This is a genomic window from Rhodococcus sp. WB9, assembly GCF_007558985.1.
Taxonomy (GTDB): Bacteria; Actinomycetota; Actinomycetes; order Mycobacteriales; family Mycobacteriaceae; genus Rhodococcus_F; species Rhodococcus_F opacus.
The window spans coordinates 3096010-3108811 of sequence record NZ_CP041769.1 but is presented as its reverse complement, the minus strand read 5'-3'; the positions used below and the strand labels follow the sequence as shown (position 1 = coordinate 3108811).

At 68.1% G+C, this 12802-nt stretch carries 18 protein-coding genes; 9 read left to right on the top strand and 9 right to left on the bottom strand.

Going from position 1 to position 12802, the window contains the following annotated elements; all coding sequences use genetic code 11:
• The first annotated feature begins 6 nt into the window (after window positions 1-6).
• Window positions 7-1221, top strand: coding sequence for a hypothetical protein (locus FND50_RS14325; protein WP_144286171.1), 1215 nt, complete (start codon window positions 7-9; stop codon window positions 1219-1221).
• A gap of 9 nt (window positions 1222-1230) precedes the next feature.
• On the opposite strand, the gene FND50_RS14320 is transcribed toward FND50_RS14325, so the two are convergent.
• Both FND50_RS14320 and FND50_RS14315 read right to left on the bottom strand, forming a co-directional pair.
• Complete coding sequence (locus FND50_RS14320) at window positions 1231-1644, bottom strand: VOC family protein (protein WP_144286170.1); 414 nt, start codon at window positions 1642-1644, stop codon at window positions 1231-1233.
• A gap of 54 nt (window positions 1645-1698) precedes the next feature.
• Window positions 1699-2685, bottom strand: coding sequence for a GlxA family transcriptional regulator (locus FND50_RS14315; protein ID WP_054247388.1), 987 nt, complete (start codon window positions 2683-2685; stop codon window positions 1699-1701).
• A 99-nt stretch (window positions 2686-2784) separates the two neighbouring features.
• On the opposite strand from FND50_RS14315, the gene FND50_RS14310 reads away from it, so the two are divergent.
• Together FND50_RS14310 and FND50_RS14305 are read left to right on the top strand one after the other, a co-directional pair.
• Window positions 2785-3615: an NAD(P)H-dependent oxidoreductase gene (locus tag FND50_RS14310; protein WP_144286169.1), complete on the top strand. Its 831-nt coding sequence runs from the start codon at window positions 2785-2787 to the stop codon at window positions 3613-3615.
• Window positions 3616-3623: 8 nt separating this feature from the next.
• On the top strand, window positions 3624-4454 hold the full coding sequence (locus tag FND50_RS14305) for an SDR family oxidoreductase (protein ID WP_005259719.1): 831 nt from the start codon (window positions 3624-3626) through the stop codon (window positions 4452-4454).
• Here the strand turns inward: FND50_RS14305 and FND50_RS14300 are convergent.
• On the bottom strand, window positions 4426-5223 hold the full coding sequence (locus tag FND50_RS14300) for a ParA family protein (protein ID WP_144286168.1): 798 nt from the start codon (window positions 5221-5223) through the stop codon (window positions 4426-4428). The genes FND50_RS14305 and FND50_RS14300 overlap by 29 nt on opposite strands.
• Window positions 5224-5292: 69 nt before the next feature.
• Here FND50_RS14300 and FND50_RS14295 point away from each other — a divergent pair, with 69 nt between their 5' ends.
• Complete coding sequence (locus FND50_RS14295) at window positions 5293-5907, top strand: acid phosphatase (protein WP_005562524.1); 615 nt, start codon at window positions 5293-5295, stop codon at window positions 5905-5907.
• Window positions 5904-6383 carry a GNAT family N-acetyltransferase gene (locus tag FND50_RS14290; RefSeq protein ID WP_005240103.1) on the top strand — a complete coding sequence of 160 codons (480 nt, stop codon included), beginning with the start codon at window positions 5904-5906 and terminating at the stop codon, window positions 6381-6383. Before FND50_RS14295 ends, FND50_RS14290 begins: the two co-directional genes overlap by 4 nt.
• Here the strand turns inward: FND50_RS14290 and FND50_RS14285 are convergent.
• Complete coding sequence (locus FND50_RS14285) at window positions 6380-6817, bottom strand: hypothetical protein (RefSeq protein WP_005259725.1); 438 nt, start codon at window positions 6815-6817, stop codon at window positions 6380-6382. The genes FND50_RS14290 and FND50_RS14285 overlap by 4 nt on opposite strands.
• Before the next feature lie 76 nt (window positions 6818-6893).
• On the opposite strand from FND50_RS14285, the gene FND50_RS14280 reads away from it, so the two are divergent.
• On the top strand, window positions 6894-7850 hold the full coding sequence (locus tag FND50_RS14280) for a diacylglycerol kinase family protein (RefSeq protein ID WP_005259726.1): 957 nt from the start codon (window positions 6894-6896) through the stop codon (window positions 7848-7850).
• A 239-nt stretch (window positions 7851-8089) separates the two neighbouring features.
• Window positions 8090-8344 (top strand): WhiB family transcriptional regulator, encoded by a 255-nt coding sequence (locus FND50_RS14275; RefSeq protein WP_005240099.1) that lies wholly within the window; start codon window positions 8090-8092, stop codon window positions 8342-8344.
• A gap of 60 nt (window positions 8345-8404) precedes the next feature.
• Here FND50_RS14275 and FND50_RS14270 read toward each other — a convergent pair whose 3' ends face one another.
• On the bottom strand, window positions 8405-9907 hold the full coding sequence (locus FND50_RS14270; RefSeq protein ID WP_144286167.1) for a sensor histidine kinase: 1503 nt from the start codon (window positions 9905-9907) through the stop codon (window positions 8405-8407).
• Window positions 9908-9924: 17 nt separating this feature from the next.
• Window positions 9925-10140 (bottom strand): biotin/lipoyl-binding carrier protein, encoded by a 216-nt coding sequence (locus FND50_RS14265; protein WP_005240095.1) that lies wholly within the window; start codon window positions 10138-10140, stop codon window positions 9925-9927.
• A 94-nt stretch (window positions 10141-10234) separates the two neighbouring features.
• Here FND50_RS14265 and FND50_RS37770 point away from each other — a divergent pair, with 94 nt between their 5' ends.
• Complete coding sequence (locus FND50_RS37770) at window positions 10235-10309, top strand: 50S ribosomal protein bL37 (protein WP_022597109.1); 75 nt, start codon at window positions 10235-10237, stop codon at window positions 10307-10309.
• A 70-nt stretch (window positions 10310-10379) separates the two neighbouring features.
• Here FND50_RS37770 and rsrA read toward each other — a convergent pair whose 3' ends face one another.
• Both rsrA and FND50_RS14250 read right to left on the bottom strand, forming a co-directional pair.
• Complete coding sequence (rsrA, locus tag FND50_RS14255) at window positions 10380-10661, bottom strand: mycothiol system anti-sigma-R factor (protein ID WP_005240092.1); 282 nt, start codon at window positions 10659-10661, stop codon at window positions 10380-10382.
• Window positions 10658-11395: a sigma-70 family RNA polymerase sigma factor gene (locus tag FND50_RS14250; protein ID WP_051055340.1), complete on the bottom strand. Its 738-nt coding sequence runs from the start codon at window positions 11393-11395 to the stop codon at window positions 10658-10660. Before FND50_RS14250 ends, rsrA begins: the two co-directional genes overlap by 4 nt.
• A 98-nt stretch (window positions 11396-11493) precedes the next feature.
• On the opposite strand from FND50_RS14250, the gene ybaK reads away from it, so the two are divergent.
• Entirely contained in the window at window positions 11494-11988 is a 495-nt protein-coding gene (gene ybaK / locus FND50_RS14245; protein WP_065490421.1) for a Cys-tRNA(Pro) deacylase, read from the top strand.
• Here ybaK and FND50_RS14240 read toward each other — a convergent pair.
• Entirely contained in the window at window positions 11975-12733 is a 759-nt protein-coding gene (locus tag FND50_RS14240; protein ID WP_043787757.1) for an SOS response-associated peptidase, read from the bottom strand. The two genes, ybaK and FND50_RS14240, sit on opposite strands and share 14 nt — an antisense overlap.
• Between the last annotated feature and the right edge of the window lie 69 nt (window positions 12734-12802).

Sequence of the window (12802 nt, the reverse complement as noted above, 5' to 3'; positions counted from 1 at the left end):
GCCACCGTGCTGGCACCTGAGCGGCGCTCGCGCGCCGATCTCGTCGTCGCTGCCGGAATCGCCGTTGCGGTCGTGGTCGCCCTCACCGTGGTGTGGTTCCGCAGCGATGCCCGGGGCACCACCTCGGTCACCGCCGCCGAACCGCCGCCTGCGCTCGTCACAGCCCTGACGGTTCCGGAGACGCTGAACCCGATCTGGGATTCCGCCAGTTCCGCCACCACCGCACCCCTCGCCGTCGGTGGTGCGGTCGTCACCGCGGACGGCGGGGACGTCGTGGGACGGGACCGGATGTCGGGTACCGAGCTGTGGCGGTACGAGCGTGATCTCGACCTGTGCGGTGTGACGGCGTCGTGGGAGAAGGTCGTGGCCGTCTACCGCGACGACCGCGGTTGCTCCCAGGTCACCGAACTCGACGGGGGTACCGGCGAGCGCCTGGCGCAGCGGAGCAGCGACGCCGATTCCGAGGTGACGCTGAAGGCCGACGGAACGTATGTGGCGTCCCTCGGCGACCGCAGGCTGGAATTGTGGCGCTCCGACCTCGTCCGCACCGTCGAATACGGACGGGTGGACGCGCCCGTGAATCCCAAGAAGCAGCCACGCGCCGGATGCACGCTGATCGACGTCGGTTCGAGCAGCAGCAGGCTGTCCGTTCTCGAGCGCTGCCCCGGCGAGGTGGCCGATCGTCTGACGGTCATGAACCCGTCGCCGAAGGACAATCAGGAGCCCGAGGAGTACGGGTCGAGCGTCCTGGCGGGGGTGGATGCCGGTGTCGAGGGTGCGCGCATCCTCGGGGTGTCGGGCGAGACCACGGCCGTCTACCTCCCCGCAGGCACGTCGTACGGACCGCGGATCGGCCTGTTCGACGGCACCGGCAACGCCGTGTCCGAATACGCGCTCTCCCAACGAGTCGGACCGGATCCCGTCACGTCGACGAGCAGTTCGGTGGTCACCTGGTGGACCGGTACGGACGTGGTGTCGCTCGGCGCATCCGATCTCGCACCGCGCTGGATCTTCCCCGGCGCTCTCGGCCCGGGAGCCGTGATGGCCGGAAACCTGCTGGTCCCGGTGGAATCCGGCATCGCCGTGCTCGACCTGTCGACCGGCGCGTTGCTTCGCACGATCCCGGTGACGCGTGACGCCGCGGCGGGGCCGATCATCACGACGGTGGCCGGCGACATCGTGCTCGAGCAACGCGGAGATGTTGTCGTGGCGCTGCGCTGAGGTCGCCCCTCACGCGGGTTCGGCGAACACCACCAGATAGCCGTCGAGGTCGCGGATCCAGATCTCGCGATGTCCCGCATTAGGATTGACGTGCACGTCCGTGACCACATCGGCACCTACCTCCCGCACCCGCGCGACGGTGCCGTCGAAGTCGGGCGTCTCGAACCAGATCGCCACCCCGTGTCCCCGCGGGAGCGCAGGGTCGCCGAGGGTGCCGTGGTGGTGGCCCTCGTCGAGCCGGTGCAGTTGCAGGATCATGTGCCCGTCGACGAGGAGTTGCTCGTAGTCCCGTCCGCCGTGGCCGCTGCGCGCGTCCAGGACCTTCCGGTACCACTCGCCTGCGCGTTCGACGTCGTCGACGGCGAGGAGCGGCTGCGCCCGCATCGTCAGGGTGTTGCTTCGAGGCGTATCCGAGACTGTCATGGCCCCGACGTTAGCGCCGTGCACTCCCCCGCACTTGGACGAATGAGCATGCCGTCAACGGAAAGTGGCGCGGTACGCGGACGGCGAGACGCCGACCGTGCGCGAGAGGTGCTGTCGCAGCGACGTCGCGGTGCCGAATCCCGCAGCCGCGGCCACGCCGTCCACCGGCAGGTCGGTGTTCTCCAGCAGTTCTCGGGCACGGATGATCCGCTGTTCGAGAATCCACTGAGTCGGCGACATCCCGGTCTCGGCCCGGAATCGCCGGGTGAACGTGCGCACGCTCATCGACTCCCACGCGGCCAGCTCCCGCAGCGACAGCGGTTGATCGAGATGCGACAGCGCCCGGGCCCGCGCTCGCGCCGTGGACGCACCGTCGGCCTCCGGGACGGGCTCGGTGATGAACTGCGCCTGACCGCCGCTGCGATGAGGGGGCACGACCGTTCCCCGTGCCACCTCGTTGGCCACCGACGCACCGTGGTCGAGACGAATCATGTACAGGCACAGATCGATTCCGGATGCGACGCCGGCGGCGGTGAGCACGCTGCCGTCGTGTGTGTAGAGCACGCCGGGGTCCAGGTGCACGTCGGGGTACAGCCGCCGGAACGCGTCCGCCGACTTCCAGTGCGTCGTGGCACGCCGTTTCTCGAGCAGGCCGGCCGCCGCGAGGACGAACGAGCCCGTGCAGATCGATGCCACCCGCGTGTCCGGGCGAATGTGCGCGAGGGCGTCCGCGAGGCGACGGGGCAGGCGTCCGCCCTCCGGAGGGTCGTAGTCCTGATCGGATGCCGGGATCACGACGGTGTCGGCCGTGCCGAGCAGCGCCGGACCGTGCTCGACCGAGAGCGTCACGTCGGTGTCGGTCCGGACCTCCCCGGGGGTGAGGGCGCACGTGAGGACCTCGTACAGCGGCTCGCCGTCCCGCGACCGCGCCTCACCGAACAGTCGGTGGACGATCCCGAACTCGATCGGGAGCAGACCGTCGCGCACGAACACGACCACGCGATGACGGCGCCCGGTCCGCCCGCCTCTCGATTCGGACATGGCCCGATTATTTCACATATCGTCTCATCGGCCACTGTCGCGACCGCAGCCCCGCGTCCATGATCGGAGGGGTCAGGACGACCGAGCGGAAGGTGAACCATGAAGATCCTGTGGGTATCGGCACATCCCGAGCCGAAGTCCCTGAACGCGGCTCTCCGCGGCGACGCCCTCGCGGCCCTGCGCGGTGCCGGCCACGACATCCGGACATCGGACCTGTACGAGATGCGATGGAACCCGGTGGTGACGGCTGACGATTTCGGACACGACCCCCACCACCGCCTCCTCGTCGGCGCGCGGTCGGGCCGAGCCCTGACCGAGGGCACCCTGGCCCCCGACATCCGCGCCGAGCAGCGCAAGCTCGCGTGGGCCGACGCGGTGATCGTGCAGTTCCCGCTGTGGTGGTACGGCATGCCCGCGATCCTCAAGGGCTGGTTCGACCGCGTCTTCGTCGAGGGTTACGGCTACGGACTGCGCAGCGAGGACGGCTCGACCCGGCGGTACGGCGACGGCACCCTGGCCGGCAAGCGGGCGATGACGGTCGTCAGCTTCGGCGGCAGCGCCGACAGTGCGGGCCCCCGCGGGATCAACGGCCAGATGGACGAACTCCTGTTCCCGGTCCACCACGGAATCTTCTGGTACACGGGGATGTCGGTGGTGCCGCCGGTTCTGATCGACAGCGCGGACCGGTTGCCCGCCGAGCACTACCCCGGCGTCGCGGCGCGGCTGATCGATCGCCTGTCCGGCCTGTTCACCGACGCGCCGTTGCCTTTCCGCGCACAGAACGGCGGCGACTACGACGCTCGGTTCGTGCTGCACGAGGACCGGGCGCCCGGCGTCACGGGCCTGCGCGCCCACTATGCCGACGCGGATTCCGGCACCGCCGAATCGGAGGCCGAAGTCCGCACCACAGCGATCTGTAACGTGTTCTAATTCACGGCATGGCAACCTACGTGATCACCGGCGCCGCCTCGGGCATCGGGGCGGCGAGCCGCCGCACACTCGAATCCGCCGGTCATACCGTCATCGGAGTCGACCTCGCGCACACCGACGTGACCGCCGACCTGTCGACCCCCGGCGGACGGGCCGCGGCGGCCGACGCCGTGTCCGAGGCGAGCGGAGGCGTCGTGGACGGTCTCGTCTGCTGCGCCGGGCTCGGGTCGCTGTCGCACGTCCCGGGCGGCAAACTCGTCGCCGTCAACTACTTCGGGGCCGTGGAACTCGTGACGGCGCTGAAGCCCGCCCTCGAGCGCGCGGGCGGAGCCTCGGTGGTGGTGATCTCGTCGAGCAGCACCACCACGCAGCCGGGAATTCCCGAGAATCTGGTGACCGCGTGCCTCGACGGCGACGAGGCGGAGGCGGTGCGCATCGGCGATGACGTGACCGCCATCCCGGCGTACCCGGCGTCCAAGCTCGCGCTGGCCTGGTGGATTCGGCGTGAAGCGGTACGGCCGGAGTGGATCGGCAACGGCATACGACTCAACGCGATCGCGCCGGGCATGATCGACACGCCGATGACCAGCGGCGACGACCTCGACCCCGAACTGGCGAAGGCGCTGGACTTCTATCCGGTGCCGCTGGGCAGGCGCGGACGTCCGGACGAGATCGCCGCGCTCGTCGAGTTCCTGCTCGGACCGGGCTCGACACTGTTCTGCGGCAGCGTCGTCTTCGCCGACGGGGGCACGGACGCCCAGTTACGCCAACAGGATTGGCCCGCCGCGTGGAATCCGACGCCGGAAGAACTTACTCGGCACTTCCAGGCGAAAACGTAGCGAGCTCGGATCCCGCCCAGTGCTTGGCGAGGTTCTCGGCCAGGTCCCGGTACGCCTGGGCACCCTTGTTCTTGCGCCCCGCCAGCACGGTGGCACCCGACGCCGTGGCCTCCGCGAATCGCACCGTCCGCGGGATCGGCGGAGCGAGAACCGGCAGGTTGTAGCGGTCGGACACGTCGGAGAGCACGTCCCGGCTGTGCGTCGTGCGTGCGTCGTACAGCGTCGGCAGTGCTCCGAGCAGCACCAGGTCGGGGTTGGTGATCTGCTGTACCTCGGTGACCGTCCGCAGCAATTGCCCCACACCGCGGTGGGCGAGCGTCTCACACTGCAGCGGCACCAGTACCGACTGCGCCGCCGTGAGCCCGTTGAGCGTGAGCACACCGAGAGACGGCGGGCAGTCGATGATGATCGTGTCGTAGTCGTCCAGCAGCGGCGCCAGAGCGCGCTTGAGGGCGAACTCGCGACCGGGACGCATGAGCAGCAACGCTTCCGCACCCGCGAGGTCGATCGTCGCAGGCAGGAGGGCGACACCGTCCTCGGTGTCGATCACGGCCTCCTGCGCCGCCAGATCACCTGTCAGCACCTCGTGGACGGAGGCGTCCACGCGGTCCGGGTTGTGCCCGAGGGAGAACGTCAGGCATCCCTGCGGGTCGAGATCCACCACCAGAACCTTCTGGCCCAGCCCCACGAGGGCTGCGCCGAGAGAAGCGACCGTGGTGGTCTTCGCGACCCCACCCTTCTGATTTGCCACTGCAAGAACCGTTGTCACGGCTCGATCCTTACCTACTTCGTCCCCGGAGGCGAGCCATACACGCAGATTGACTGCCATGATGGATGGATGCCACCCAGTGATTCGCCGCGCGGCCGTCGGATCGTCCTCCTCCGACACGGCGAAACGGAATGGGCCCGTTGGGGTAAACACACCGGTCGAACCGACGTCCACCTCACCGAACTGGGTGAAGCCCAGGCGCGGCGGATAGGTCCGGCGATGGACGCCCTCGAACTGCGCGACCCCCTCGTCATCGTCAGTCCGCGGCAACGCGCGCGGGAGACGGCGGAGCTGGCGGGATTGAAGATTCAGCGCACCTGGGACGCGCTCGCCGAATGGGATTACGGGATCTACGAGGGCATGACGACCCCCGAGATCAGGCAGCAGGTGCCGGACTGGACCGTGTGGACGCACCCGTGCCCTCGCGGTGAGCAGGCCGAGCAGGTGCACACCCGGTGCGACCTCGTCCTGTCCGTCGCGCATTCGCAACTCGTGGACCGTGACGTGATCCTCGTCGGGCACGGACACTTCTCGCGCGCGCTCATCGCCCGCTGGGCGGAGCTTCCGATCAGCGAGGGACGCCGGTTCGCGATGTCGCCGGGTGCGTACTCCGTCCTCGGCTTCGAGCACGGGGCACAACAGGTGGTCAGCCACAATGTCACGAGCGAGGAAGGTGCCCGATGATCAGACGCGCAGTACCCGAGGACGTCTCCGCGATCACCGCGATGATCTACGAACTCGCCGAACACCAGCGGGCCCGTGACGAGTGCACCGTCACCGCCGACCAGATCGACGACGCCCTGTTCGGTCCGCAGCCGTCGACCTTCGCCCACGTCGCGGCGAACGACGACGACCGGGTCGTCGGGATCGCGGTGTGGTTCCGGAATTTCTCCACCTGGGACGGAACGCACGGCATCTACCTCGAGGACCTGTTCGTCAGCCCGTCGGAGCGCGGTTCCGGGCACGGCAAGGCCCTGCTCGCCACACTCGCGAAGGAGTGCGTCGACAACGGCTACACGCGACTGTCGTGGTCGGTGGTCAACTGGAACAAGCCGTCGATCGCGTTCTACGAGTCGCTGGATGCGCACCCGCAGGACGAATGGACCACGTATCGGCTCACCGGGGATCCGCTCGGCCGCCTCGCGTCCGAGGTGAGCTAGCGGTCCGACGGGTTGTCGGCGTCGGCCTCCTGGCCGTACTCGGCAGCCATCCACTTCGACGTGGGACTGCTGAACAGGCACCCGAGGGCCGCCACGACGACGACTCCGAGCAGCACACCGAAGAACGGCTGATGCGAATCGGTGAGCAGCGACCACGCCACCGGTAGCAGGAGGAGTTGGGCGACGATCGCGATCGCCCGCCCCCAGCGCCGGCCGAAGATCAGGGCGAGCCCGGCGGCGAACACCGCGCCGCCGAGAATCGCGAACCAGGCCGCGGTGCCGTATCCACTGCTGACGCTCTGGTCGTGCCCGAGGAGTCCCCGGATCACCAGCACCACGGCGACGCCGACCGCCACCGCGCCCTCGAGCGACACCAGGGCGCCCGCCGCGCGAACCGTGGTGGGCGTGGACTTGCTGAGAGACGGCTTCGGCACGTCGGCCAGCCTAGAACACCCCGTCGCCGGCGGCCTCGGACGGTGACACGTGCCGCCCCCGCTAGGCTTGGGCCCCGTGCGCGCGCTGCTGATCGTCAACCCCAATGCCACATCGACGACCCCGGCCGGGCGTGATCTCCTCGCCCATGCACTGTCGAGCCGGGTGCGGTTGACGGTCGCGCACACGGCACACCGCGGCCACGCCGCCGAACTGGCGCAGCAGGCCTGCGTGGACGGGATGGGCCTGATCATCGTCCACGGCGGCGACGGCACCGTGAACGAGGTGGTCAACGGACTGCTCGGCACCCCGGTACCGAAGTCGATGAGCGCGGTGACGGTGGGGCCGATTCCCCCGATCGCCGTCGTCCCCGGCGGGTCGGCGAACGTGTTCGCCCGCTCGCTCGGCATCGCGCCGGACCCGGTGGACGCCACCAACCAGCTCATCGATCTGCTCGCCCGCAGGCAGCGCCGCAGGATCGGGCTCGCGCACTGCGACAACCGCTGGTTCACGTTCAACGCGGGTCTCGGCTGGGACGCCCAGGTGTGTGAGGCGGTCGACATGCACCGCAAGAACGGGCGCCCGGCCACACCGGCGCAATATGTCCGCGCGGCGGTGCGCGTGTTCTTCCGGTCGAAATATGCGGAGCCGACGCTCACCGTCGAGGTTCCCGATCACGACCCGGTCGAGGGTGTCCACTACGCATTCGTGTCGAACGCGAGCCCCTGGACGTATCTGAACAAGCGGGAAGTGCACACGAATCCCGACACCACCTACGACACGGGCCTCGGTGTCTTCGCGATGCGGTCCACCGCGATCCTCACCACGCTGCGGGTGGCCCGCCAGCTGCTGACTCCCGGAACCCGTCCGAAGGCGAAGAAGCTGGTCCGGGTCGACGACGTGCCGTCCGTGCGGATCTCCGCGTCGGAGCCCATCGGACTGCAGATGGACGGCGACTACATCGGACTGCGCAATGTCGTCGAGTTCGTGTCGGTGCCCGAGGCGCTGGATGTGGTCGCCCCGGCGCGACCCTGAGCAATTCTCGAGAATCCCCGTTTTCACCTAGCGGGAAGTGCCTGCACGGGGTACAAAGGACGGCGCGCCTCGAAGGGCAGCCTAAGTACGTGAGCTCCCCCACGGTGCGGCGGTTTTCTATTGACATCCCGCCAGTTCGTGAAAGCATTCACAAGCAACAGTGCGGAAACATTCTCTACGCACACATGAACTCATGAAGACGAAACGGTGCATTTCGCACCCAGTTAAGGAGCAGAAGGATGGACTGGCGCCACAAGGCAATCTGTCGCGACGAAGACCCCGAGTTGTTCTTCCCTGTGGGCAACAGCGGTCCGGCCCTCGCGCAGATTGCTGATGCCAAGGTTGTCTGCAACCGCTGCCCGGTGACCGCCGAATGCCTCTCGTGGGCACTCGAGTCGGGCCAGGACGCCGGTGTGTGGGGCGGCATGAGCGAAGACGAGCGACGCGCACTCAAGCGCCGCAACGCTCGGACGCGTGCCCGCACCACCGTCTGACACTTCAGAAGGAGACGGGCCCGGCACCACATGGTGCCGGGCCTTTTGCTTGCCCGCCGGTCAGTACCGGGGCCCACGACGGCCCAGCGGTACGCGTAACACGGCATCCGTGCCACCGTCCGCCCCGGGATGCAGCCCGAGGGAACCGTTCAGCTCGGCGGCCACCAGGGTCCGGACGATCTGCAGACCGAGACGGTCGGACCGCTCGAGGCTGAAACCGGGTGGTAATCCCCTGCCGTCGTCGTGGATCACGACGTCCAGCCACCGCGCGGAGCGTTCGGCCCTCATGGTGACCGTCCCCGGCGCGCCGGGCTCGAAGGCGTGCTCGATCGCGTTCTGAACGAGTTCGGTCAGCACCATCACCAGTGGCGTGGCCCGCTCCGCGGAGAACACCCCGAAGCTGCCCTCCCGGCGGACCTTGATCGGCGTGCTCACCGTCGCCACGTCCGACAGGATCGGCACGAGGCGGTCGACGACCTCGTCGAGGTTCACTTCCTCGTCCACCGACATCGACAGTGTGTCGTGCACCAGGGCGATCGAGGTGACGCGGCGCACCGATTCGCTCAGCGCCTGCCGGGCTTCCTCGTTGTTGGTGCGCCGGGCCTGCAGTCGCAGGAGCGCCGCCACGGTCTGCAGATTGTTCTTCACCCGGTGATGGATCTCGCGGATCGTCGCGTCCTTGCTGAGCAGGGCGCGATCCCGCCTCTTCACCTCGGTGACGTCCCGCACGACGACAGCGGCGCCCACCCGCTTCCCGCCGGGTTTGAGGACCAGCGCCCGGAGCAGCACGGTCGCTCCCCTGGCTTCGATCTCCATGCGACGACCCGGCTTGTCGGCGATGGTGTCGCGGATGTACCCGGCGACCTCCTGCGACTCGAACGGGTCCGTCACGAGCGAGCGCGTGGTGGCGGCGAGGTTCTGACCGATCAGGTCCGAGCTCAGACCCATCCGGTGGTAGGCCGACAGCGCATTGGGACTCGCGTAGACCACGCTGCCGTCGGTGTCGAGACGGATGAAGCCGTCGCCGGCACGGGGACTCGAGTTGGTGTCCGACCGGGCCTCCCGGATCGGGAAGGTGCCGTCGCTGATCATCTGGCACAGATCCTCGGCGCAGTCGAGATACGCGACCTCGAGCGGGCTCTGCGCCCGCTGGTGCGACAGGTTGGTGTCCCGGCTCAGGACCGCGATCACCTCGCCGTTCCACCGCACCGGGACCGCCTCTCCGCGCGGCGGCAGAACGTCGTGCCCGCCGCCGTCCTCGGGGCGCACGACGCGGCCCTCGAGCAGCGCCTGCAGCACCTGCGGGTGTTCCGACTCCGACACGACGGTCCCGACGACGTCCTCCGGGAACGCGGTCGACGCGGTGGTGGGTCTGCAGTGCGCGACGCAGATCACGGTGCCGGTGGGGTTGGTGGCCGCGGAATCCGTTCCGACCCAGAGCAGAACGTCCGCGAAGGAGAGGTCGGCGAGCAACTGCCATTCACCGACGACGCGCTGGAGATGATCGACGGCCTCGCCGGGCAGGTCGGTGTGTTCGGCGAGCAGGTCACTCAGTGTGGACATCGTCGGTGGGTGTCAGCTCAGGAGATGACAGCGATCAGATCGCCCTGCTGGATCACGTCGCCGACCTTGACGTCCACGGAGGTGACCGTGCCGGGCTCTTCGGCGATGACGGGGATCTCCATCTTCATCGACTCCAGGATGACGAGGGTGTCACCCTCCTTCACCTCGTCACCCGCGCTCACCACAACCTGATACACCGTCGAAACCATTTCGGCGCGCACGTCTTCTGCCATTGTGATCCTTCACTCCCGGGTGTCGAGAAAGCCCTGTTGCAAGGACACCCAACCACACGTGGAAGACTGTGGTGAAAAGAAGGGAGATCTACTCATGGGTAAGCGTGGTCGTAAGAAGCGCAGTCGCAAGGGCAACGCCGCAAACCACGGCAAGCGTCCCAACGCCTGACGCGCCGTAGAACGCACCAGGGGCCGGAAAGCAGCGATGCTCTCCGGCCCCTGATTGCTGTTCTGACGAGTTATGCGTCTGGTTCGGTGTTCGTGATCAGGATTGTCCGCCGCAACTCGATGGAGAGTCTCTGACGCAGACTTTCCGGCGCGTGCTCCCCACCGCACTTGCGGTTCACGAGGCTCTTCACCTTCTCCTCGATCCCGTACGCCTCGAGGCACGACCCGCACTCGTCGAGGTGCCTCTGCAGCCGCGCCCTCGACGCCTCGTCGCATTCACGGTCCAGCATCAGCCAAACGTCCGCGATGACGGCGGAGCAGTCGAGCTGCTCGAATTCGTCCTGCTCGCTCACCGAGAAACCTCCTGCTCCGTGCTCACTACACTGTCGCCGGGCACCTCGTCGGTGCCCCCACGGTTGAATCCACGTTCGCGTGCGACATCGGCGAGCAGACCCCGGAGCTGCTTGCGCCCGCGGTGCAATCGCGACATCACGGTCCCGATCGGGGTGCCCATGATCTCGGCGATCTCCTTGTAGGGGAATCCCTCGACGTCGGCGTAGTAGACGGCCATCCGGAACTCCTCCGGCAGGGCCTGGAGTGCTTCCTTGATGTCGTCGTCGGGGAGCGCGTCCAGGGCCTCGACCTCGGCGGACCGCAGACCGGTCGACGAATGTTCCGCCGTCGCCGCCAGCTGCCAGTCGGTGATCTCGTCGGTGGGGTACTGCGCGGGCTGGCGCTGCTTCTTGCGGTACGAGTTGATGTACGTGTTCGTGAGGATCCGGTACAGCCACGCCTTGAGGTTGGTGCCCTCGCGGAACGAACGGAACGCCGTGTAGGCCTTCACGTACGTTTCCTGCACGAGGTCCTCGGCGTCCGCCGGGTTCCTGGTCATCCTCAGAGCAGCGCCGTACAGCTGATCCAGAAGTGGGAGCGCATCCCTTTCGAAACGCGCGATCAACTCGTCCTGTGGCTCGGCCTGGTCTGCCGTCGGACGGTCATGTTCCTGCACGCTGATCCCTTCGGTCGCCGTGGGCGTCAACGTTACCGCCAACTGCAAACGCGACGTGGGCTCCATCACCGAGGACATCACGATACGGACCACTCCCTTCGATGCACTGTTCTTCTGCAGGTACCAACACGCCTCCCGTCCGCTGTGTTCCCGACCGCGTGGCAGAGTGTCTGTCCATGGCCGGAACTGCCACTCCCGCGACGAAGCTGCTCGTCGAACATCGCATCGATCACAGCGTGCACAGCTACGCGCACGATGCGCGGGCGGAATCGTACGGTTCGGAGGCCGTCGACGCCCTGGGCGAGACGGTCGGCGTCACCGCCCACCAGGTGTTCAAGACGCTCGTGATCAAACTCGACACCGGCAAGCTGGCGGTGGCGGTCGTGCCGGTGCCGGAGAAACTGTCGCTGAAGGCGGCGGCCGCGGCGCTGGGCGCGGGCAAGGCCGTGATGGCGGAACGCACCGAGGCGGAGCGCTCCACCGGGTACGTCTTCGGCGGCATCTCACCGCTCGGCCAGCGCAAGGCACTCCCCACGGTCGTCGACGCGTCGGCTCTCGACTGGGACCGGGTGCTGTGCAGCGCCGGCAGGCGCGGACTCGAGATCGAACTCGCGCCCGCCGACCTGGTGCGGCTCAGCGGCGCCGTCACCGCGGCGGTCACAGCAGGCTGATCTGCTCCCCCACCTGTGCCTCGTCACGACCGGCCGCGTCCGGGTCGAGGAGTTCCGGTCCGTTGTTCTTCACACTGTTCACCAGCGTGGACACTCGCCGGACGGTGATGTCGGCGATGGCGTCGGGTGACACCTCGAGCAGATCCGTCGACGCGGGATGCTCGGGATCGAGCCATGCGGTCCAGCGGTCGCGGGGCATCACGAGCGGCATCCGGTCGTGCACGTTCTCGAGTTGGGCGGCGGAGTCGACCGTGATGATGCTGCAGCTCAGGACCGGGGGCGACTCCGCGACCGCGGGATCGTGCCAGACCGACCACAGCCCGGCCATGTACAGGCGCGAGCCGTCCTCCGGCGACATGTAGTACGGGATCTTCTTCGCCTTGCCCGACTTCTTCCCGGCGGCCGCCGCATCGACCTCGGTCTGCCACTCGTACCAGCCGTCCATCGGAACGAGGCAGCGCTTGTACTTGAACGCGTTCCGGAAGGCCGGTTTGTTGTCGACCGAATCCGCTCGCGCGTTGAACAGCACCGGCCCCTTGCCGAGCTCCTTCGTCCACGACGGCACGAGCCCCCACCGCATCCGCCGGATCCGCCGGGCGTCGTGGCGGTCGACGACCGTCAGGACCTGCGTGGTGGGCGCCACGTTGTAGTCGGGCGGACTCTCCTCCTCGCCCGCCTCGTTGATCGCATCGAGGTCGGCCGCGAGTGTCGCCGGATTCGCAGTGGTCGCATACCTGCCGCACATGCCCACCAGAGTGGCACGAACCACCGACACCCGCGACACGCCGCCCACCCCGCCCGGCGACCCGCCCGA